This is a genomic window from Alteromonas sp. S015 (assembly GCF_036864485.1).
In the GTDB taxonomy this organism is placed as follows: Bacteria; Pseudomonadota; Gammaproteobacteria; order Enterobacterales; family Alteromonadaceae; genus Alteromonas.
The window spans coordinates 1-20,264 of sequence record NZ_JAZETO010000010.1 but is presented as its reverse complement, the minus strand read 5'-3'; the positions used below and the strand labels follow the sequence as shown (position 1 = coordinate 20,264).

The 20,264-nt window shown below is 43.4% G+C and carries 20 protein-coding genes; 16 read left to right on the top strand and 4 right to left on the bottom strand.

What is annotated here, in order from left to right; all coding sequences use genetic code 11:
* Positions 1-159: 159 nt before the first annotated feature.
* From V7R42_RS17445 to V7R42_RS17390, 12 genes are read left to right on the top strand one after another with little or no spacing between them, the layout of a single operon-like run.
* Complete coding sequence (locus V7R42_RS17445) at positions 160-1,854, top strand: GspE/PulE family protein (RefSeq protein ID WP_334021632.1); 1,695 nt, start codon at positions 160-162, stop codon at positions 1,852-1,854.
* Positions 1,854-3,059: a type II secretion system F family protein gene (locus V7R42_RS17440; protein WP_334021631.1), complete on the top strand. Its 1,206-nt coding sequence runs from the start codon at positions 1,854-1,856 to the stop codon at positions 3,057-3,059. Before V7R42_RS17445 ends, V7R42_RS17440 begins: the two co-directional genes overlap by 1 nt.
* A 25-nt stretch (positions 3,060-3,084) precedes the next feature.
* On the top strand, positions 3,085-3,513 hold the full coding sequence (gspG, locus tag V7R42_RS17435) for a type II secretion system major pseudopilin GspG (RefSeq protein WP_334021630.1): 429 nt from the start codon (positions 3,085-3,087) through the stop codon (positions 3,511-3,513).
* Positions 3,514-3,523: 10 nt separating this feature from the next.
* Positions 3,524-3,943: a prepilin-type N-terminal cleavage/methylation domain-containing protein gene (locus V7R42_RS17430; protein ID WP_334021627.1), complete on the top strand. Its 420-nt coding sequence runs from the start codon at positions 3,524-3,526 to the stop codon at positions 3,941-3,943.
* Between the two features lie 4 nt (positions 3,944-3,947).
* A complete protein-coding gene (locus V7R42_RS17425; RefSeq protein ID WP_334021626.1) occupies positions 3,948-4,373 on the top strand; it encodes a PulJ/GspJ family protein in 426 nt (141 codons plus the stop codon).
* A complete protein-coding gene (locus V7R42_RS17420) occupies positions 4,363-5,001 on the top strand; it encodes a PulJ/GspJ family protein (RefSeq protein WP_334021624.1) in 639 nt (212 codons plus the stop codon). The genes V7R42_RS17425 and V7R42_RS17420 overlap by 11 nt, the downstream gene beginning before the upstream one ends.
* Positions 4,998-6,077, top strand: coding sequence for a general secretion pathway protein GspK (locus tag V7R42_RS17415; RefSeq protein ID WP_334021623.1), 1,080 nt, complete (start codon positions 4,998-5,000; stop codon positions 6,075-6,077). Before V7R42_RS17420 ends, V7R42_RS17415 begins: the two co-directional genes overlap by 4 nt.
* A complete protein-coding gene (locus V7R42_RS17410; protein ID WP_334021621.1) occupies positions 6,031-7,125 on the top strand; it encodes a hypothetical protein in 1,095 nt (364 codons plus the stop codon). Before V7R42_RS17415 ends, V7R42_RS17410 begins: the two co-directional genes overlap by 47 nt.
* A 3-nt stretch (positions 7,126-7,128) precedes the next feature.
* The gene (locus tag V7R42_RS17405; protein ID WP_334021620.1) at positions 7,129-7,719 is read left to right on the top strand and encodes a hypothetical protein; all 591 of its coding nucleotides are present in this window, start codon (positions 7,129-7,131) and stop codon (positions 7,717-7,719) included.
* Positions 7,720-7,721: 2 nt separating this feature from the next.
* Complete coding sequence (locus V7R42_RS17400; RefSeq protein WP_334021619.1) at positions 7,722-8,213, top strand: hypothetical protein; 492 nt, start codon at positions 7,722-7,724, stop codon at positions 8,211-8,213.
* 4 nt (positions 8,214-8,217) lie between these two features.
* A complete protein-coding gene (locus V7R42_RS17395; RefSeq protein WP_334021617.1) occupies positions 8,218-10,275 on the top strand; it encodes a hypothetical protein in 2,058 nt (685 codons plus the stop codon).
* Between the two features lie 41 nt (positions 10,276-10,316).
* Positions 10,317-10,850, top strand: a complete 534-nt coding sequence (locus V7R42_RS17390) for a ribonuclease E inhibitor RraB (protein WP_334021615.1) — start codon at positions 10,317-10,319, stop codon at positions 10,848-10,850.
* A gap of 195 nt (positions 10,851-11,045) precedes the next feature.
* Here V7R42_RS17390 and V7R42_RS17385 read toward each other — a convergent pair whose 3' ends face one another.
* Together V7R42_RS17385 and V7R42_RS17380 are read right to left on the bottom strand one after the other, a co-directional pair.
* Positions 11,046-12,449: a mannose-1-phosphate guanylyltransferase/mannose-6-phosphate isomerase gene (locus V7R42_RS17385; RefSeq protein WP_334021613.1), complete on the bottom strand. Its 1,404-nt coding sequence runs from the start codon at positions 12,447-12,449 to the stop codon at positions 11,046-11,048.
* A 175-nt stretch (positions 12,450-12,624) separates the two neighbouring features.
* A complete protein-coding gene (locus V7R42_RS17380; protein WP_334021611.1) occupies positions 12,625-12,756 on the bottom strand; it encodes a hypothetical protein in 132 nt (43 codons plus the stop codon).
* A 66-nt stretch (positions 12,757-12,822) separates the two neighbouring features.
* Between V7R42_RS17380 and V7R42_RS17375 the strand changes: the two genes are divergently transcribed.
* A complete protein-coding gene (locus V7R42_RS17375; RefSeq protein WP_334021609.1) occupies positions 12,823-13,497 on the top strand; it encodes a YkgJ family cysteine cluster protein in 675 nt (224 codons plus the stop codon).
* A 61-nt stretch (positions 13,498-13,558) separates the two neighbouring features.
* Here the strand turns inward: V7R42_RS17375 and V7R42_RS17370 are convergent, their stop codons facing one another.
* Entirely contained in the window at positions 13,559-14,449 is an 891-nt protein-coding gene (locus V7R42_RS17370) for a LysR family transcriptional regulator (protein WP_334021607.1), read from the bottom strand.
* A 216-nt stretch (positions 14,450-14,665) separates the two neighbouring features.
* Between V7R42_RS17370 and V7R42_RS17365 the strand changes: the two genes are divergently transcribed.
* The 3 genes from V7R42_RS17365 to V7R42_RS17355 are packed head-to-tail and all read left to right on the top strand — an operon-like array spanning position 14,666 to position 18,936.
* Positions 14,666-16,438 carry an ABC transporter ATP-binding protein gene (locus tag V7R42_RS17365; protein ID WP_334021605.1) on the top strand — a complete coding sequence of 591 codons (1,773 nt, stop codon included), beginning with the start codon at positions 14,666-14,668 and terminating at the stop codon, positions 16,436-16,438.
* On the top strand, positions 16,439-17,491 hold the full coding sequence (locus V7R42_RS17360; RefSeq protein ID WP_334021603.1) for an HlyD family secretion protein: 1,053 nt from the start codon (positions 16,439-16,441) through the stop codon (positions 17,489-17,491).
* Positions 17,485-18,936: a TolC family protein gene (locus V7R42_RS17355; protein WP_334021602.1), complete on the top strand. Its 1,452-nt coding sequence runs from the start codon at positions 17,485-17,487 to the stop codon at positions 18,934-18,936. Before V7R42_RS17360 ends, V7R42_RS17355 begins: the two co-directional genes overlap by 7 nt.
* A 70-nt stretch (positions 18,937-19,006) precedes the next feature.
* Here the strand turns inward: V7R42_RS17355 and V7R42_RS17350 are convergent, their stop codons facing one another.
* On the bottom strand, positions 19,007-19,819 hold the full coding sequence (locus V7R42_RS17350) for a hypothetical protein (RefSeq protein WP_334021600.1): 813 nt from the start codon (positions 19,817-19,819) through the stop codon (positions 19,007-19,009).
* Between the last annotated feature and the right edge of the window lie 445 nt (positions 19,820-20,264).

The window sequence follows — 20,264 nt, the reverse complement described above, 5'->3', positions numbered from 1 at the left end:
GAATTTTATCATGTACAATTGGCATAAATTGATAAGCATTGATCCAGCCTCTTTTTCGACAAGTGAAAGCGTACTTGCCTTTGTCATTTCATAATACAGAATACATAGAATGAGGCGTGGATGTGGGTTACCGCAATTAGAAGTTGACGAACAGAATTGATGATTAAAAAAATTGGTGCATTGCTGCGTGAGCGAAACAGTTTATCAGAGGCTGATCTTCAAAAAGCGCTCAAAATCCAGTCTGAAATAGGTGGTAAGTTAGGTGCAGTATTAATTAGAATTGGCGCTGCGTCAGAAGAAGTCGTGGTGAAGACCCTCGCCGAGCAGCTTTCTTTACCATTAATAACCGAAGAAAGTGGCTTACCAGAAGCGGCAAATATTGTTGATACATGTCGCGACCGCAATATCGATATTGACTGGATGATCGATCAAAAAGTAATGCTTTGGATAGAAAAGGGCCAAGAACATCAAATAATGTGCGCTTCTCGTGACCCCCTGAGCGAATCGCTTTTATCGTCGGTCGAGCTATTGTGCCCTGACCTAGAGACACTACCTTGTTTTATCCTGTCGCAAGACTTCGATGCGCTGGTTCGAAGTGTAGATAAAATCAAAGGTGATATCGATCAAGGCAACCCCGAAGACGAATCGTATTTAAAAGAACTTGCTGAAGAAGCCCCTACCATTGAACTCGTGAATAGTTTGTTTGCCCAAGCCGTGGATGCTGGTGCTTCAGATATTCATTTTGAGCCAGAAGAACTAAGTTTTAGAGTACGCTTTCGATGCGACGGCGTACTAACTACCAAGCTTACATTGGGCAGAGAACGTTTTGATGCGCTTGTGTCACGCGTAAAGTTAATTTCTGGAATGGATATCGCTGAAAGGAGGCTTCCCCAAGACGGCAGCATTTCTACTCGCGCAGGCGGATTAGAAATTGATATCCGGGTATCCGCGTTGCCGGGTGTATTCGGCGAGTCGATGGTATTGCGTTTGCTGCCAAAGGAGCGAAAGCAACTTAGTTTGCAAGCGCTGGGCATGTTGCCTGATCAGATGCAGCTAATGGCCAAACTAGTGCGTCAGCCACACGGTATTGTGTTGGTTACCGGTCCGACCGGCTCGGGTAAATCGACAACCCTTTATACAGCATTAGATGAGTCTAATGAGAATGACAAAAAAATCATCACGGTAGAAAACCCTGTTGAACTTAAGCTGAAGGGTATTACTCAAATTCAAACCAATGAGGACATCGGCCTAACGTTTGCCGCGTGTTTACGGACAATTTTACGTCAAGACCCTGATGTAATCATGGTTGGTGAAATTCGTGATTTGGAAACCGCTGAAATCGCCATGCAAGCGGCGATTACTGGTCACTTGGTGCTTTCAACAATACACACAAACGACTCGCTTAGTGCATTTCCACGACTCATCGATATGGGTGTAGAACCTTTTATGGCTGCTACACCAATTATTGCTACGCAAGCTCAGCGCCTTTTGCGTAAACTATGCTCACATTGTAGTGAGCCAGCGCAAAATGTGCCTCAGGACAAAGCAAAAGTAGAGCTGCTCGCCGAACAGGTTGGCATAGCAAAAGAAGCGAACTGGCGCCGCGCAGTAGGATGTAAGGCTTGCCAAGGCACTGGATATAAAGGACGTGTTGGGGTTTACGAGCTCATCGAAATTAATGATAAAATGCGTGCCTTAATACTAGACCAAGCTCCGGTCAGTAAGCTTTACGAAGAAGCCAAACGTCAGGGGTTTCGGTCACTGTATGAGGACGGCATGATTAAAGCCTACTCGGGGATAACAAGCGTAGAAGAAGTATTCAGGGTATGTAAAACCGCTGATGAGAATGTGTAATGAGTCGATTTTACTTTGAAGGTATTGACACAACTGGCGAAAAAATAACTGGCGAGTTTGACGCTGAAGGCTTTCGGTCGGCTGCGCGTGAATTAGAATCGCGAAAGTTAAAAGTGACCACCCTCAAAGCTGCCAAAAAAGCGTCAGAAGTGTCGGCGAAAACAAAGAAAAAGGACGTCTCAAAGAACGATACCATTCTTATTTTTTACGAAATATCTACCATGCTACGGGCAGGAGTAAGTTTAAAGGAAGCCGTAGAAGCGCAATGTGAGTCTTCTCACTCAGAGGCTGTGTTAGCCATATTTAATGATCTGTTAAAACAGCTAAAGTCGGGTATCGCTTTCTCTCAAGCAGTGAAAAACACCCCTTTAAAGTTACCAGAATACATGCAACACCTTATTGAGTCGGGTGAGATCACAGGTAAACTCGCCGCCTCTATAGAACAGGGTGTAGAGCAAATGGAATATGACCTTAAAGTGCAATCTGAGACACGTAGTGCACTGATTTATCCAGCTATCTTGGTATTGTCGGGTATTATTGCTGTTGGCATTATGTTTCTGTTTGTTGTTCCTCAATTTTCTTCACTGCTTAGCAACGCTGACGATATGCCGATGTTGGCTTGGATGGTAATATCATCAGGGACGTGGGTTGATGAGAATAAAACAGGTGTATTCATCGGCAGTGCACTATTGCTCGCCGCTATCGTGTTTATTTCCACGCAAGAGCGGTTTAAAATCCCATTGTTAAATTTTTTCAGCCGCATGCCTGTTATAGGTGATTGGCTTAACGAAAGCGATTTAGCGGTGTGGTCTAAAATGCTTGGTATTTTGTTAGGCAGTAAGGTGCCAATGCTAGAGGCACTAACGCTGGCGGCTAAATCGAGCAGGATACCATGGCGCAAGGCAAAACTCGTGCAAGTTAAAGCGTCGGTAAAATCGGGCATGTCCCTGTCTGATGCTCTTAGGCGTGAAAATGTGGTGTCATCCACAACGGTAAACCTCGTAAAAGTAGGTGAAAAGTCGGGTGACTTATCAAGCACGTTGGCGTCTGTAGCGAAGCTGTACGATCAAGCCAGTAAAAAGCGCATGCAAACACTTTTGTCGCTAATTGAACCCATCGCGATATTGGTCATTGGTGTTGTGATAGGTGTGATTATTATGGGTGTTATACTTGCGATAACAAGCGCAAATGATATAGCCATATAATAGAGAAAAGAGATAAGAGAGAGTGATGTTGAAGTCAAAAAATAGTGGTTTTACGTTATTAGAAATGATTGTTGTACTGGTCATCATAGGCCTGTTGATGGGGCTTGTGGGCCCAAGAGTATTTAAGCAAGCTGACAAGGCAAAAGTGCAAACAGCTGAAACGCAGGTGGTTATGTTGAAAGGCGCTCTACAAACCATGCGTTTAGACATAAATCGTTTTCCTTCTAAAGAAGAAGGGTTAGCACTGCTAATAGATAATGTAAGTAACGATAGTAATTGGGATGGGCCTTATTTAGATGGCGAGCTTCCGCTTGACCCTTGGGATAGACCTTATCAATACTCAAATGAAAAAACGAAATCTCAGCCTTTTGCCTTATATTCGTTCGGTGCTGATGGCAAGTTAGGCGGAGAAGATTATGATACCGACATCGGATACGTGCCTACCAAAGATTAGTCATCGTTAAATGAACCGGGCTTTTCACTATTTCGGCAAGTTAAGCAGCAAGGGCTATACGCTTCTTGAGCTATTAGTTGTGCTTGTGTTAATGGGGCTTCTGATGGGTATAGCGACACCAAAAGTGATGCAGCTTTATCAGTCGGTTCAATTTTCGCTAGAGCGCGATGATATTTTGTTTCAATTAGAGAACTTGTCGTTCAACGTGTACAAAAGTGGTCAGCCTTTCGAGTTACATAGTCTGGCGAATGACGAAGAGCAATCATTGATTACCCTGCCGCAAGGTTGGGTACTCGACCCGGCGCAGACCACAGAAATCACGTATTCTTCATTGGGGTTTTGTATGGGTGGGGAAGCACGGTTTGTGAAGGAGAATCGGGAACTTCTGCTGACACTCACCCCCCCATCGTGTACCGTACAAGTCCAATAACATTATGCATGTCATCCGTCAAAGCTATAGCCATGGTTTCTCATTGCTAGAGGCAATAGTGGCCTTACTTCTGGTTACTATGCTCGGAATGGCGACGTTTTCATGGATTAGCAACTTACTCATTTCCATTGAAAAAATCGAGAAACAAAGCGTGAATAATTTAATAAAGCGCAATGTGAACGAATACCTTTCAGACATTAACGTAATGCGTCAGCCTTCTGGAGAAGAAGAGATAAGCGGCGTGACGATAGCGTGGCGTGCCGAACTGGTTGAGCCTATTAAAAAAGGGCTTAATTCAAATGGCGGCCAATCACAGTTTGAGCTTGGCTTGTACCGGGTTTCGGTGGATGTGAGCCGAGACACAGAACAAATTATGGCATTTAGCACAATGCAAGTAGGACATAACTCGGTGCCATACGATGTCTTTTAATTTCATGAAACCAAAGCGTGCTGAGCGTGGCTTCACCTTATTAGAAATGATGGTGGTGTTGGTAATTGTCAGTCTGATTTCCGTTTTACTTATGCAGGGCTTTAGTTTTGTTATAGGTCTGCAGGAGCGAATAAGAGTACAGCTGGTCACCGTCCAAAATGTTGAGCTTAAAGAGCAATGGTTTAGACTTGTTACGCGCGCAATCATACGTGAAGACACCGCGCCAGATGACCGCTTTCAAGGCGACAACAATCAGTTTTCCGGCACCACACTACAGCCTTTGCACAATAAACTAGGCGTGCCAACTCAAGTACAGTGGCGCATTGAATACGATGGTGAAAACACGTCACTTTTCTATTCTGAAGCCGATGAAGAACCGATAAGAATAATCAGTTGGCGTGGAAGAGAACAGTCTTTTCAATATTTAGACGAAGAGGGCGTATTCCATGACGAATGGCCGCCCGAAGACTCCCTAATGCCAGCCGCATTTTCAAATGCTTCTAATAGCTCGAAATCCTCACCGTTACCCAATGGCATATTATTATCGGGTGAACAAGGCGAGAGCGGTTACTTTTGGTACGTATCAATAAGCGATAACTCTGAACCGTTACCGGACTTCGCGTTATGAGATACAGCATAAAAAAATCTAGCGGGTTCGTGCTGGTTGCATCAATTTGGATAATGGCCGCATTAGTATTGATGGTAAGCACCTTTGCGATCTGGGTCGAAAGTAGTTTAAACACTGCGATAGAGCAAAATAGAACGAACGCGGCGAGCATAGATGCGTCGTCAACTCAGCAGGTTTTATTGTATTTGCTCGCAACCCAGGAATCTACGCCAGCAGGGATTACTATGCCTCAAGAAACTAACAGTAATCCCCAAGAAGTAGGTATATCGTTAGATGATTTTCTTGGCGGAGCAAGCGTGGTTGTTGATGACATGGGGAGCAAAACGGTGTCTGTAACGGGTAACGAGCTGCTAACCAATGACACAGTATACAAAGGCGTTGAAAGTGCATTGTTTTCAATAAAAGATATGGCAGGGCTAATTCCAATCAACTCGCCATCATCGCAACATATGGAAAAATTTTTACTGGCAGCTGGGGTTGGTGAGCAACAAGTGCAAACCTTGCTCATGAGTCTTCAGGACTACATTGACAAAGATGATGTCGTTAGGCCAAATGGGGCAGAGGCTTTTCAATATCTTCGTCAAGGACTGACTGTATTAAGAAATGGCCCGTTGCGTTCGAAATATGAACTTGAAAATGTGATGGGTTGGAAAGCAGTAAGCGATTTGTGGACAAACGAAAGTGCGTTATCGTCCATAGAAGCGGTATCAACCGAGCCTTATAATATTAACGCAATATCGGCCAAGGTCGCGCAAGTGGCGTTTGATTTATCCGAAGCACAGGCACAACGTTTAATAGATGAGAGAGCACAAGCACCGTATAAAAATATGCAGGATCTAGCCGGCAGAACCGGGCTAGATTTGTACGCGCATTGGGAGCAAATTAAGTTCTATACTTCAGAGCATTTTCGGCTTTCGTTTTACACTTCAGGTACAAGACTTAAGCGAGAATTAAATGTATACTTTCCTACCCAAGGCAGGAGCCCTTGGGTTATTCATAGTGATTTAACAGTACCTTTAACGGATACCAATGCCCTTGTTGAACCGCGACAGCCTCAAACGTCCTTTTTCCGCTAGCCACTACGTTCAGACCTCAGAAGGTGTAAAACTTCCTGCTAGTCTTACTTCACGTGCCCAGTGGATCTTAAGCCGCAACCTTTGTTTGTTTAAACTATTCGCTATTGACAACTTGCCATCAAAAAATAGAGCAGAAGCGCTTGAAGTTTTAGTAAGACGATGGGCGCCGTTCGAGCAAGTTGGGTTACATGTAATGTGGACCGAGAACTACGCCGGCGTGTGGGCGTGGGATGAAACGTTAGTTGAAAGTAGCGTAGAAGAGGTTGGCGTGCAGCTGGTTTCTGTTTTGCCAGAAACAGTGTATTACAGTCCGATGGAAGAAGATGGCAGCCGATGGATAGCATCACAGGACAAAGGCTATATCTTTCAAATTTGGGTTAAGGGTAACTTAATAGCCGAAAAATGGTTCGCCACTAAGCCCAATGCAGCGCGTTTCGAACTCTTTATTCGAACACTTGAAGTGCCAAATGGCGTTGCTTTGTCTTGGGAAGCCCTAAGAGATATGAGCCATTTAGCCAAAGACAAGGGCGAAATGTCGCTGCTACCAACGCCTTGGGGGGCAAAAAACCAAAACTTGACCATCCTCCAAAATCTGCCTTGGGAGCAAACAGTAATTCTGGCATCGGTGGGTCTACTCATCTTGGCTTACGCGTGGATTATATCTGCTACGCTAGCCACGTCCATATCACTGAGCAGTGTAAATCAGCGAGTTGCGGATATTGAACAAAGTGTTGAGCCTGTGCTAACCGCCCGTTCTACTGCCGAGCAAGCGAATGATAAAATATCGAATTTAGTAACCCTAATTGATTATCCTTCGCAAATGAATCTCTTAGCCGACGTATCAAAGGTGCTAAAACGCGATAAGTTGGTTCTTAAAGAATGGGACTTTCAGGGGGCAAGAATAGAAGTTACAACTGAAGGAAAAGTAAATACGCTCAATGTTGTGAAAAAATTTGAAGAACTAACATGGGCGAAAAGTGTCTCTGTTTCTGCATTGAGGCGTGACGAACAGAATAAATTCACAATAAATATAAAAATAGCGGAATAAGCAGTGGTAGATTTTAAAGCAGAATTTCAGCGGCATTGGCCAGAGCTTGTTGAGCAAGTAAAAGATAATACGCGTCTGCGCGTGTGTCTGTGGATAATTGCTCTCATTTTATTGGCGTATCCCGTATTGCTAATTGCAGATTACAAAGAGACCATGCTTGTAGAGCTAAATAAAGCATTAGACAAAGAAGCCAAAATTCTGCGTACTGCAAATGAAAAAGAATGGTTCGATAGGGCAGAAGCGTTACAGCAGCTTCAAAGTAATGTTGAGGCGCAATTTGGTGAAGCTGAGTCTTTAGGTACAGCCAAAGCTGCAACTTTCCAAACGCTCAGAACATGGGCAAGTGAAGCGAAGGTTAACGACGCGCAAATTAAATTAGAAGATCCTGTCATAGTGGATGAAGCAAACGGTATATACCGTATTTCAGGTCAAATAAGTGCTCCTTTTCAGCTTAACAGTAGTTTTGGGTTTCTAGAAAAGCTAGAAACCAGTGAAAAAAAATTTATAGTTGAACGCATGGAAGTATCGAATCATCCGTCGAAGCCAGTATTTAAACTTGTAATCGCAACTTATTTTATAGTGAATAGAAACTAGTTATGTCTTTTCAAGTGATTTTTCGTTTGCCAATAGTTTTTGCTGCGCTCATTGTTTTGGTAAGTGTGTCGGCGTTAGCTTTTTGGATCGGTAAACCCAGTGTTGAGCCCATTGGATGGAAAGAGCGTGATCAATCATGGCAGCAATCTGCATCTTTTTTTAAACCATACGATGCGTCCTCGTCTAAAGCTGTGGTTAATCGCGGATTATGGGGGCTAGCAGAAGCCCAACAAGAAAAAAAGCAGCAAGTTGAGTGGGCGATAAAGGGCATAGTTAACGAAAATGGTGCACGCTCTTTCATAGCAGATTTAACACCAGAGAAGAAAAACGGTGCGCAAAAAAAGTTTGCGCGATTCACGCTGGAAGACACACTGCCAGATGGTGGAACAGTCGTTACCATAAGTAAAGATTCAGTTGTCTATGAGATAGACGGAAAAAAATTAGAAAAACACCTTTATGAGTCACGTAACTCAAAAGGTGAGAAGGGGTCATAGAATAGTGTTTACTAGAAATCAAAGTGGTATGAATAAAAAAGGCGTTGTTACATTAAAACACTCGTTTTTGTGCTTGGCAGTATTGTCAGTTATGTCGTGTGCTACTAATACTAGCGTAAAGCCCAGTCCCCTAATCGTAAACAAAGCGAGTCAGTCGCAGAGTAGCGATAAAGATAAGGTTGCCCAGTCAAACACTGATTCCAGTGCTTTATCCCGTATTAACCGCAACCTACCTCAGCCGCCCATGGACGCAAATACCACAACGGCACTTAGGTTTGACGATGTGGTAAAAATGGAAGGTAAAAATATAGCGGTGAACATTGCCGGCTTGCCTTTGCCAGAGTTTGTTAACGAGGTATTGGGCAACCAGCTGGGTCTGTCTTATTATTTGGATCCGAAGCTAAAAGACAAAACTGACCTGGTAACGTTAAACGTAGAAGAGCCGCTTCCGCCGAAAGAGTTATTCAACACCGTACACACAGTATTAAAAGCATATGGCGTGGCGTTGAAAACTGAAGGCGACATTATAAAAGTTGAGTATTCTCCTTCTGGCGCAAGTACGGAAACCCCGTTATTGGTTAGTGGCGATTCGCTTCCCTCAGTCCCTGCAACCCATCGACCCGTATTTTACTTGATGGACCTTAACGTGGTTCAGGCGCAACGCGCGGTGGGCTGGCTGGCACAAGCGTTTGAGGGACAAAATGCAAAGTTTAGCTCTGACCCAGAACGCAATGCGGTGTGGCTTAGAGGTTCACTCGATGTAGTGAAACAAGCGGCCGAGGTGGTCAAACTAGTTGATCAGCCCTTAATGCGCGGTCGCCATAGCATGCGTATTGAGCCTAAGTTTATTGGAGCCAAAGCGCTATCTAAAAGTTTAACCGAGCTCTTGCGTGCGCAAGGTTATTACGCTGCAGAAGGCAGAGCGGGAGCGGTGAGTTTATTTACGATTGACGCTACCGATAGCATTATTGTATTTGCTACTGATGAGGCGACCTTATCGTTTGTTGAAGAATGGGTAGAAAACTTAGATCAGCCGTTAAAGCAAGCTGAAGGCGATAACGTATTTTATTATCAGGTTAAAAACACATCGGCAGAAGAAGTGGCTGATTCAATTAACGATTTGCTGTCTGGTGGACTCTCTCGTAATAAAAAAGACAGCGATGCAGAGGACAGTGCGCAAAGTAGTAAGGGCACTAAATCTACATCAAAAAAGCTTGTTGTAGACTTAAATAGAAATGCGTTGCTTTTTTACGGATCGAATTCAGAATGGCTAACCATGTTGCCTACCATCGAAAAACTCGACCAAGCGCCGTTGCAAGTACTAATAGAAGTGGTTATTGCCGAAGTAAAATTAACCGATAAGTTTGAAATGGGGGTTGATTGGGCAATCAATAACCCTAACTCTACGCTTACGGGTAATAATCCATCAAACTCGGTGAGCATTAGCGACGGTACGCTTAATTTTTTCCCGATTACGTCATCAGGCTATACGCGTGCAGTGTTAAACATGCTTGCCTCGGACTCAAGGGCAAATATTCTTCAAACGCCAAGAATATTAGTGCGTAGCGGGCAAGAGGCAGCCATAAACATTGGTGATGAGATCCCTGTTGTAACGTCAACCCAGTCAAGCACTGAAGGCGGGGCTATTACGCAAGACGTCACGTATCGTAAAACGGGTAACAATTTGTCTGTTAAACCCATTGTATACGGCGGCGGGCAGGTCGATATTACGTTGAGCCAAGAGGTCAGTGGCCAGGGCGAAGGTACTGGTGGAGGTGGAAACCCTACCATATTCTCGCGTACGTTAAGTACAACCTTGAGTATCAGAGACGGCGGTTCGGTGTTAGTGGGTGGCCTTATCAGTAGTAACAGTTCTTCTGGTAATAATAAGGTCCCATTTTTTGGCGACTTACCTTTAATCGGTAATTTATTTCAAAGCCAGTCAAATTCCAGTGATCGCACTGAACTCATGGTGCTTATTGCCCCTTATGTTGTAAAGGGTGAAGAAGATTCTGCAGCGATTACTGAGGCCTTTAAGCAACAGCTGACATTACATGATTAACTTACCCCGCGCATAAGAAAAAACATAAGGAGTGATAAAAAATGCGAATACTAGTGCCTGTTTTACTGGCGACCTGCCTCTTAGGCTGTGGTTCAGAAATGTTGTTAGATGAGCCAAAAGCAATTTCAAACGTACCAGCAGAAAGCAGTGAATCAAAAATATTAGATGCAACAGCAAAAAGCACAAATATACTCGATGGTGCTTTGGATTTGTTCGAATTAAAACAACAGTACCAGCAGCTTGAAGAAAATGGGATCGACACATCGAAAGAGTATAAATGGGAGTTTCGCTTTCAAGGTAGAATAATGTCAAGTCTTGAGGATTTTGCACAAATGGCCCACCTTTATGGTTTCTGGCCAGTTGCATTGGAGAGTACTACTGACGGCGGTATGTATTGGCTGTATATACAAAAGACTGATACTTATACTGAAGAAAAATTTGTGGAAGAAATCAGTGGACTATTTGAAATGGCAAAACGCCATAGCTTGTCTCGCTTTGATGGCTTCAGTATTGATCACGCAGCAACACCTAACGACGACCCTAACAATGGTAAAGCGGCCTCAGCCGCCCAGTAGTGAAGGGTTAGCTAACCGTATTAAAAAAGCTGAGAGTTTATCTCAGCTTTTTTATTGTAGGAGTAGCACAACAAAGCGTGATGCAGATTATTCAACCTATGCAATTCGTTCAGTTTATTCTTCCGAATTTAAGGTGTCCGAAATACTAAGGTTTTTGGCATCGATGAGAGAATACTTAATGCACTCTCAACGACATCAACTAGAACGCCCGTATCTATCCGAGAAACGAACAATATCGTCTTCCCCTAAATAAGCACCCGACTGAACTTCAATAAGCTCTAAAGGAATTTTTCCTGGGTTTTCTAGTGCGTGAACGGCACCAATAGGAATATAGACAGACTCGTTTTCAGTCAGCATTTGGGTTTCATCGCCTATGGTCACATTGGCGGTACCTGATACTACCACCCAGTGTTCAGCTCTATGGTGGTGCATTTGAACGGATAACTTTTCACCAGGCTTCACGGTGATACGCTTAACTTTAAAACGTCCGCCATTGTCTATTGAGTCGTAGCTACCCCATGGTCTGAAGACTTCTCGGTGGAATTCAAACTCAGGGCGTTTTTCAGCTTTTAGCGTGTTGACCACTGTTTTTATATGCTCGGCATTCTTTTTATTTGCCACCATCACAGCATCTTTGGTTTCGACGACTACCACATCCTCTAGGCCAATAACGGCGACTAAACTATGCTCTGCGTTTACATAACTGTTTTTAGTGCCTTCCAGTAACGTATCGCCCGTTGTGACATTACCGTTTTCGTCCTTTTCACCTGTTTCCCATAACGACGACCAGCTACCAACATCAGACCACCCCGCGTCTAATGTCACCATTGCCGCTTCTGATGTTTTCTCCATCACTGCATAATCAATGCTATCACTCGGGCATGAAGCAAATATTTCTTGGTCAATACGCACAAAGTCGAGATCCTTTTCTGTTTTCTCGATCGCTTTCTTACACGTTGCGTAAATGTCTGGAGCATGAGCTTCAAGTGCCTTTAAGAAGGCGCTCGCTTTGAACATAAACATACCGCTATTCCAAAAGTATTCGCCTGAATTGACATATTTTGTAGCGGTTGGCATGTCGGGTTTTTCTACGAATTCACTAACATCGAACCCTATGTTAAGTTTATTGCCCGCTTTTATATAGCCATAACCTACGTGGGGCTGTGTGGGCACAATGCCAAACGTAACCAGTTTGCCTTGTTCAGCCAGAGCGTGGGCTTCTTTGACTTTTTTACGAAAGGTTTCACCATCCTGAATCAGGTGGTCAGCGGCTAAAACGAGTAGAACTGGGTCTGCGCCATCTTCTATGGCCTGAAAGGCGGCTAATGCAATAGCGGGCGCAGTATTACGTCCTACTGGCTCAAGTAGTATATCGCTATTATCAACATTGATCTGACGCATTTGTTCAGCAACAAGAAAGCGATGTTCTTCGTTGCAAATTATTGATGGTGGAAGAGACTCAATTCCTTTAAGCCTCAGCACAGTATCTTGAATCATGGTTTTGTCAGAAGTAAGAGACAAAAATTGCTTTGGTAAAGCAGCACGAGACTTTGGCCATAAGCGGCTTCCTGTACCGCCTGCAAGAATAACTGGCTTCATTAGTGTTCCTTGAGTTTTTAAATGCTTATCCTCTCCCCAGTATACTAAGTTATTGGGATATTTAAACGAATAAAGACGGTTTTGATGCAGCGCGATTTATTGCATAGATTTGTCACAAAAACCTTCCCAAATTCCTAAAATCAAAATAAAATCCGCGTCAATTCAACCCCTGCCACTAAGCCTCATGCTTACGCATATCCAGCGGGGAAGAAGCATGCTTTAAAATATTGGGGTCAGAGTACATTTCTGCCTCTAGTCCATCTGTGAAACGGGTAATTAACACCGGTAAACAGAGTGTAGAGTTCATGCTACCTACCTATATGATTGCATGAACAGGTAACTGTTTTAGTTTGCTTTTATTAGCGGAGTCGTTATGAATAGGCTGCGTGATCTTTCCAGCCAAGTAATGGATGTTTACCAATCTCTTTCTCAATTATTTAGCGCTTATCAAACAGGTCAGTCACTAAACTGTGTTGAGAAATGCGGTGCATGTTGCAATAAACCCGACATTGAAGTGTCGCCTTTAGAAATGTTGCCTTTTGCATTACACCTTTTTGATACCGGCCAAGCTGAACAGGTATTCGATGAACTAAGTAACTATAGTGGATTTGCATGCAAGCAGTATCAGCGCTTGAGTTTAGACGGTACAGAAGGCTATTGTGGAATTTATGAATATCGCCCTGGTATTTGTCGTATGTTTGGTGCTGCGGGGTATAAAACAAAATCTGGCCATGCCACCCTTTCGGTGTGCAAACCTATAAAGCAAGCCGTACCTGAGAAATATGCAGCGGCGCTAATTGCTATACAGCCATTGCACTGCGAAACGTCAGAACAGTCATGGATTAATGACATAGCTGCAAACAGTGCAATACAGGTTACATTGGCAAAGCCACCGATGATTGCTGAAGGTAGACAAAAGCTCGCACAACTAGATTATGAATTAGGTGAAAGGCTAATGCCTATCAACGACGCATTGCGTTTTGTGCTAGAGAAAGTGCTGACGCTGAACTTTTATGTTCAAAATACAGATGATGGAGTTGCTGCGTAAATGAAGCAGGGGAAGGAAATGTACTCTGACCCCACCGTTGATGACCGCACCGTTCAGTGGTCTACGCTAATATTTCGCGTGCCGATTTTACAATTGCTTCACTTATCGTGTAGTCTGCTCGGCTTTTACCGGTAATAGCGTAGTATCTTTCATTAAGCGTATTAGCATTACCTATACAGTGCACGCCATATTGCTCTTCTACGTGTTTCGAAATTGCAGAAGGTGCGCAGAATACGCCGAAGTCTTCACTCCCGAATAACTTCAGCAGTGCGGTATCATCGAACTCTGCCACAATTTTGGGGTAGAGCTGTTCGGTTTCAAGCCAGCTAGTAAGTGCTTGCCGTATTCCTGAAGTATTACCCTGAATAAGCAATGGCATTTGATTTAAGCAATCAGGAAAATGTAAATTTTCACTAAGTGGTGCTTTTGCAAAAAAACTCAATGAGCTTTCACCCAAGAAAAAGCTGTTGGCACTAATTTGTGTTCCAGGCGCAATCCCTCTATCTGCCACGATAAAGTCGATAGCGTTAATAGCGAGCTCTTTTAATAAACCATCAAAGCTATCTTCTTTTATAACGTACTTAACTTGCGAAAATGTGCGCATGGAATTGTGCACAAAATCATAGAAAAGTACTTTTGGAATACCGTTTGTAATACCTATCACAAATTCTTTCGTATTCACTTCATCGCTATTGTTAAGTATTTCAGCCAGTTGGTTACCCTTATGAAATATTTCGCTGGCATACTGATAACTCACTTTACCTCGTGCATTTAAATACAGCCGTTTATTTATTCTATCGAATAGTGAATAACCAAGCTGACTTTCAAATGTGCTTAGTTGCCCACTTACGGTTTGAGGGGTAACGTGGAGTAACTTAGCCGCTTTGGCGATACTGCCTTCGCGCGCGACAAGATAAAAATAATATAGGTGATGGTAATTTAGGTGATGCATACTCTATTAAGTCGATAGATTATTAGGCTAATAGGCGAGATAAAAAGTACTCTGACCCCATTATTTTCAGTCGCAATTATTTTCGATGAACTATTAAGAATATAACAGATTTATTCTGAATTAACATTGCAATACACTATAAACGATGTTGCATTGGTCCAATGCCACATTACATAACTGATTTTTCTCAGCTAGCGGTATACTGAAGACATAACTATGGCTAAACCAATAGATTTACGTAAAACGCGAAAAACTCTTTTTTCGTTACTAAAACCAGAGGCTGGCTTCTTTTGGGTTGCTATCGCTTACGGCGTAGCAATCAGTTTGATGACACTGGCAGTACCTATTGCGGTGCAAACGCTAATTAATAGTATCGCTAACATTGGATCTACCCGTGCAGTTATCATACTGGCCGTTATTCTGTTTCTTACCTTGTTTATCTCAGGTGTATTCAGCGCCCTTCGTATGCGCGTTATGGAATTTTACGAACGTAAGATTTACGCGCGCCTTACCGCTGACTTAGGGCTTAAAACCATTCTTGCTCCGCACAGTTTTTTTGAAGGTCGACAGAACGTAAGCATTACGCAGCGCTATTTCGACATTATGACATTTCAGAAAAATATACCTTCGCTGATGATTGACGGTTTCGCGTTGGTATTGCAAATGCTTGTGGGCTTCACACTCGTTTCCTTTTATCATCCTGCGCTTTTTGCGTTCAACGTAGTGCTTCTCTTAACCATGTACGCCGTGTGGAAAATTTGGGGGCGAGGTGCAAAGCGTACCGCGATTGAGCTTTCTCATGCTAAATATGATTCGGCGAAATGGTTGCACGACATCGCGATAGCGCACGAGTTCTTTAAGTCTGCTGATCACGTAGAGTATGCCGGCCGCAGCACCGAGGGGTACATTAGTAACTACGTTAAGAAACATAAAAGCCACTTCCATTACACCTTTTCGCAGGTGGTTATGTTCCTATTGATGTATGCCGTAGCAAGTGCATCGCTATTAGGTATTGGTGGCGTGCTAGTAGTACAAGGCGAGTTGTCTATTGGTCAGCTCGTTGCAGCTGAACTGGTTATGTCTGCTGTATTTTTCGGATTATCCCGTTTTACTCAGTATCTAAAATTATACTATGAACTTTACGGCGCGGCTGAAAAGTTAGGTGGTGCTTTGGCTATGCCACAAGAGGAGCTAAATGCTTCAGAGCATATTCCGGCATCGTCTAAACTCGTGTTTAACAATGTTGAACTTAAGCATGGTACTGATAGTTGCCACCTGAATGTGGTATTAGAACCAGGCACAAAGTACTTTGTTACTACCGACAAGAGCTGGGTTCAGAAGCAGTTACTGGGGCTTTTAAAGCAATACGACCGTGTTAAGTTGGGCGATATACTCTTAGGTGAAATGAGCCTCAACGATTATGACACCCATGAGTTAAGGCAAGCGGTCACCATTTTAGATCGCTCTTTAATTATTGAGGTATCCATAGAGCGATATTTAAAGCTGGCTCATCCCCAAGCCAGCATTGCCGATATTCGGGCTGCGCTCGAAGAAGTAGAAATGACCAAAGTTATTGATAGCTTATCTGAAGGTTTGCAAACCAAAGTGTCAGTATTAGGTGCGCCTTTACAGCCGCTTGAGTTCTTGCTGCTTAAACTGGCTGCCGCCATTATTGGTAAGCCCAAGCTTCTTATATTAAACCAGCACTTTGACGCAATACCGGTCGAGTTAAGAGCACGACTGCTAAAACGTTTGAGCAAATACGATTTTACCGTAATTTACTTTACCAATATGCCAATACCAGAATGCTTCGAGGGTGTTTTGCACTTACACGACAATGCCACTGCTATGTTAAATGAGTATACTAATGGTGAATCGCCAGTTGTCGGTCTACAAGAAAACACTCATGCTATGAATGCACAGACCAGCAACGCACAAAAGGCTAACTCACAAACAAACGATGTGAAAAATAATAAGGAGGGTGAGTAAGTGAATAACGCCGAACGTCGCTTCTTAGAAAACATTACATCATTACCTTCTTTAAAAGTACCTAAGCTACATCGCGTTATTACCGGCGTGATCATATTCTTAGTCTTGGCCGCTGGCTCAATACTGTATTTTACTCCCTGGATCCAAACAGCCTATGGCACGGGAATGGTTGATTCGCTAGACCCTAAAGACAGAACGCAGCCCATTAACGCGCTTGTCGATGGGCAAGTGAAACAATGGCACGTAAGAGAAGGGCAACAAGTAAAAGCGGGAGAGCCTATTGTTACGCTGATTGATATTGATGCGCAGCGTCTCGAAAAGCTGCAGTCTCAGCTGTCAGCAGCAAAATTGAAAAATCAAGCCAACGAAACCGCGGTGAAAAATGCCGAAAATAATTTGGCGCGTCAAACGTCACTGCAAGAGCAGGGCTTGGTGTCACGTAAAGAGGTGGAGCAAGCTGAAATTAAGGTACAAGAGCTTAGGGCAAAGGCTGCAGCGTCAGTATCTGAAATTAACGAGGTGAGTATGACCTTGTCTCGTCAATCTACCCAAACCAAGTTTGCGCCAGTGGACGGCACAGTGGTGCGTCTACTATCGGGCGGCGTCTCTACCTACGTTAAATCGGGCGATATTCTAGGTCAGTTCATACCTGCCGATGCCAAACGTAGTGTTCGAGTAACAGTAAGAGGATTAGATGCACCACTGGTAAAGCCTGGTGCAAAAGCGCGCCTACAGTTTGACGGTTGGCCAGTTTTTCAGTTTAGCGGGTGGCCGGGAAGTGCAATAGGAACCTTCGGTGGCGAAGTGGTATATGTAGAGCCAGTAGCGAATGCAACGGGAGACTTTAATGTTTGGATAAAGCCCGACGAGTCAGACATCCCATGGCCAGCAGAGAGCTCTGCTCGTTTGGGTAGTAGAGTAAAGGCGTGGGTCCTTCTGGAAGAAGTGCGATTGGGTTATGAAATGTGGAGACAGTTAAATAATTTCCCTCCATTACCCACACAGCAACCATCATCTTCTGGAGCAAAAGGCTCAGGAGCGTCAATATGGTGATAAGCAGGTTATTGTTCTTCGCAACTGCACTTGCTGTATATATAAGCGGGACTAAATCTGGCGCATATGCGCAAATGCAAAACCCTGATCTGACGCAAACTGAAAATGTTAGGCAGGCGCCAACCATCGAAGCGTTGATTGACAGTATGGTGAGGTATCATCCGTATGTGTTGGCGATTAATGAAGGAAACTATCAAGCCGCCGCTGAACTTGAGATAGCAAGAAGCAGTTTCGACCCATTTATTGAGCAGAAAACGAAAAGCCGAGTGTCCGGTTATTATGATGGAACAAACCTTACACAACGTTTTACAAACCCTATTGAGGATTTCAATGCTTCTGTATTTGGTGAGTACCGAATTGCAGCGGGAGACTTTCCTAGTTATGAAGGGTATTACGATACGCTCTCTGCAGGTGAGGCAAGTGTAGGCGTCGCCATGTCGCTATTACAGAATAGAGAAATAGATAAACGTAGAACAGAATTGAGAAATGCTGGCTTAGCGAGCTCGCAATGGCAAGCATTAGCCGCGAGCCTTATTAATGACTTTGTTTATAAGGGCGTAAGTGAATATATTGCGTGGTACGAAAGTGCGTTACAAATTCAAGCTGTCACCGAGTTACTCAACACGGCGTCTGTGCGTGAAAAGGCGTTGATTACTCGAGTAGAAAAGGGCGACTTAGCCAGTATTGTTCTTACCGAGTTTAAGGCCAACTTACTTCAGCAGCGTTTAACACTGGCCGAACTTAAGCAAAAGCGAGACATGCACGCACAAATGCTGTCTTTTTACTGGCGCTCGCCAAGTGGCGATATGTTGGCAATAAATAGTGAGCAACCTCCCAATGAAATAAGCTGGCCCTACTGGATTGGAAATGGCCAACTCATTACCCTTCGCAACGCTTTGCGTAGTCACCCAGAATTAGACGTAATGAAGCTAGAACAGCAGGTGGTACAAAATAAGGTGGCTCTGGCAGACAATGCATTACTTCCAAAGCTCGATCTAACGGCATCAATTGCTAGAGACGTAGGGGCGGGCTCTGAATCATTAGAAGGTACGGAAACAAAAGTTGGCTTGTCGTTTTCTTATCCGCTTGGCAACAGAAAGGCGAAAGCCGAACGCGCTCAACTACAGTCAAAGCAGCGTGAGCTTGCGCACAAGCTCACTTCAACACAGCAGGCTATAATACAACGTTTTGAACAAGCTTTGATATATTGGACACAAGCAAAAGATATTGTGGCGTTACAGAGCGAAAATGCAGCACTAGCTAAAAAACTGTCTAAAGTGGAAAAGACACGATTTGATGCGGGTGATAGTGACATGTTCATTGTAAACGCAAGGGCGCAAAATGAGATCAAAGCGAAGATCAAAGAGATTAAAGCTAAGGTTGACTTATTAAAAGCCGAACTAATGCTATATAAAGAAGCTGCTTTGCTTAATGATTACAAATAACGCTTTAAACAAAAGCGGCGTATTGAGTAAATCGATACGCCACTCTTTAAAAGAATAAGCCCTCAGCTAATTAATTGCCCAGTGCACTATTAAAATCATCTTCACTGAGCCCGGCCGACATAGCGTATTCTTTCAACTTGTCTTGAGATACACCGGCATGTTGTGCGGTATTTAAAATACGCACTACTTGCTCACGCTGCTGCGCCGACTCTCTTACTGCCGTTTCTACTACCGTTTCCGCTTCGTTAGGGAACACAGCTAAAAGTGCGTCTACAACATATTCACCTACAAAAGGAACCGCATTTAACGCGCTAGTCATAATGTCGACGATTTTGTTTGGATGCTCTTTAGATAGTGTTTGAACGATACTGTCCGCCGCATCAGGTTGTGTTAGTACGGCAACACGCACAATCTCGTCTAGCTCTTCTGGTGTTGATACCGCCGCCGCGTGAACAACAAAGTCGACATAAGTCGGCTCTGCTTTTATAGCTAACTGAACGATATTAGGGCAACTGCTTACTTCTTTCTCAATAGCCAACTGAACGATTTCTTCGGTAGAAGAAGGTTGAGCTGAAATAGCCGCAAAAATAATTTCCCGATATTTATCAGGGTAGGTATCAAGTGCAATGTCGACGATAGATACTATTTCCTGTGGATAATGACCAGCTATCGAACTAATAGCACGCCCTACAGACATGGTTTGGTCGACTTGACGTTTTAGAAAGGTTGTTTGAAAGCGGTTCGACTCTTCAACGGATTTTTCTACGCTCGCTGAAGCAGATGACTGGATAACTTCATTAGAAGAAGCGTCTTGTGCCATTGCCAGATAACTAACATGAGAAGCTAGTACTGCTGCTGATAGCAATGTAAGAGTTCGTAACATAAACCCACCTTTATAATTATTGCGTAGTCAATTTATGACACTACCGGTATTAATACATTTAAAACGAAAACAAAGCACAAGTTTATTACTTGTTTACGCTAATATCTTCTTACACGTATTCCCTTACGCAAGCCTTAACATTTATCGCTTATACTAAGCGCTTCTATAATAACGGCAGGATCAAATACTACTTTAAGAACTACAACTTTATAGGATCTGAAGTTCTATCCTATTAGTAATTAGCCCATATTGTCTACTAATTATCACATTTGAATGAAAATTAGTCGTTTGGTTCAGTTTTTTCAAATTTTTTAAAATAAGTGTTGACGTGAGCGCTCATTTCCCTAAAATGCGCATCCGCTTCGGGGGGAAAGCAAAACAGCAAGCCTCCTGGAGTAAGTCTCTACTACCTTTATAGGCCAGTAAAGACGGGAGTTTAGAAGAA

What these genes read in the sequence shown, in the direction of transcription:
- V7R42_RS17445 (WP_334021632.1), top strand. Translation starts at nt 160, where the DNA reads ATGATTAAAAAAATTGGTGCATTGCTGCGTGAGCGAAACAGTTTATCA.
- V7R42_RS17440 (WP_334021631.1), top strand. Translation starts at nt 1,854, where the DNA reads ATGAGTCGATTTTACTTTGAAGGTATTGACACAACTGGCGAAAAAATA.
- gspG (WP_334021630.1), top strand. Translation starts at nt 3,085, where the DNA reads ATGTTGAAGTCAAAAAATAGTGGTTTTACGTTATTAGAAATGATTGTT.
- V7R42_RS17430 (WP_334021627.1), top strand. Translation starts at nt 3,524, where the DNA reads ATGAACCGGGCTTTTCACTATTTCGGCAAGTTAAGCAGCAAGGGCTAT.
- V7R42_RS17425 (WP_334021626.1), top strand. Translation starts at nt 3,948, where the DNA reads ATGCATGTCATCCGTCAAAGCTATAGCCATGGTTTCTCATTGCTAGAG.
- V7R42_RS17420 (WP_334021624.1), top strand. Translation starts at nt 4,363, where the DNA reads ATGTCTTTTAATTTCATGAAACCAAAGCGTGCTGAGCGTGGCTTCACC.
- V7R42_RS17415 (WP_334021623.1), top strand. Translation starts at nt 4,998, where the DNA reads ATGAGATACAGCATAAAAAAATCTAGCGGGTTCGTGCTGGTTGCATCA.
- V7R42_RS17410 (WP_334021621.1), top strand. Translation starts at nt 6,031, where the DNA reads ATGCCCTTGTTGAACCGCGACAGCCTCAAACGTCCTTTTTCCGCTAGC.
- V7R42_RS17400 (WP_334021619.1), top strand. Translation starts at nt 7,722, where the DNA reads ATGTCTTTTCAAGTGATTTTTCGTTTGCCAATAGTTTTTGCTGCGCTC.
- V7R42_RS17390 (WP_334021615.1), top strand. Translation starts at nt 10,317, where the DNA reads ATGCGAATACTAGTGCCTGTTTTACTGGCGACCTGCCTCTTAGGCTGT.
- V7R42_RS17385 (WP_334021613.1), bottom strand. Translation starts at nt 12,449, where the DNA reads ATGAAGCCAGTTATTCTTGCAGGCGGTACAGGAAGCCGCTTATGGCCA.
- V7R42_RS17380 (WP_334021611.1), bottom strand. Translation starts at nt 12,756, where the DNA reads ATGAACTCTACACTCTGTTTACCGGTGTTAATTACCCGTTTCACAGAT.
- V7R42_RS17375 (WP_334021609.1), top strand. Translation starts at nt 12,823, where the DNA reads ATGAATAGGCTGCGTGATCTTTCCAGCCAAGTAATGGATGTTTACCAA.
- V7R42_RS17370 (WP_334021607.1), bottom strand. Translation starts at nt 14,449, where the DNA reads ATGCATCACCTAAATTACCATCACCTATATTATTTTTATCTTGTCGCG.
- V7R42_RS17365 (WP_334021605.1), top strand. Translation starts at nt 14,666, where the DNA reads ATGGCTAAACCAATAGATTTACGTAAAACGCGAAAAACTCTTTTTTCG.
- V7R42_RS17355 (WP_334021602.1), top strand. Translation starts at nt 17,485, where the DNA reads ATGGTGATAAGCAGGTTATTGTTCTTCGCAACTGCACTTGCTGTATAT.
- V7R42_RS17350 (WP_334021600.1), bottom strand. Translation starts at nt 19,819, where the DNA reads ATGTTACGAACTCTTACATTGCTATCAGCAGCAGTACTAGCTTCTCAT.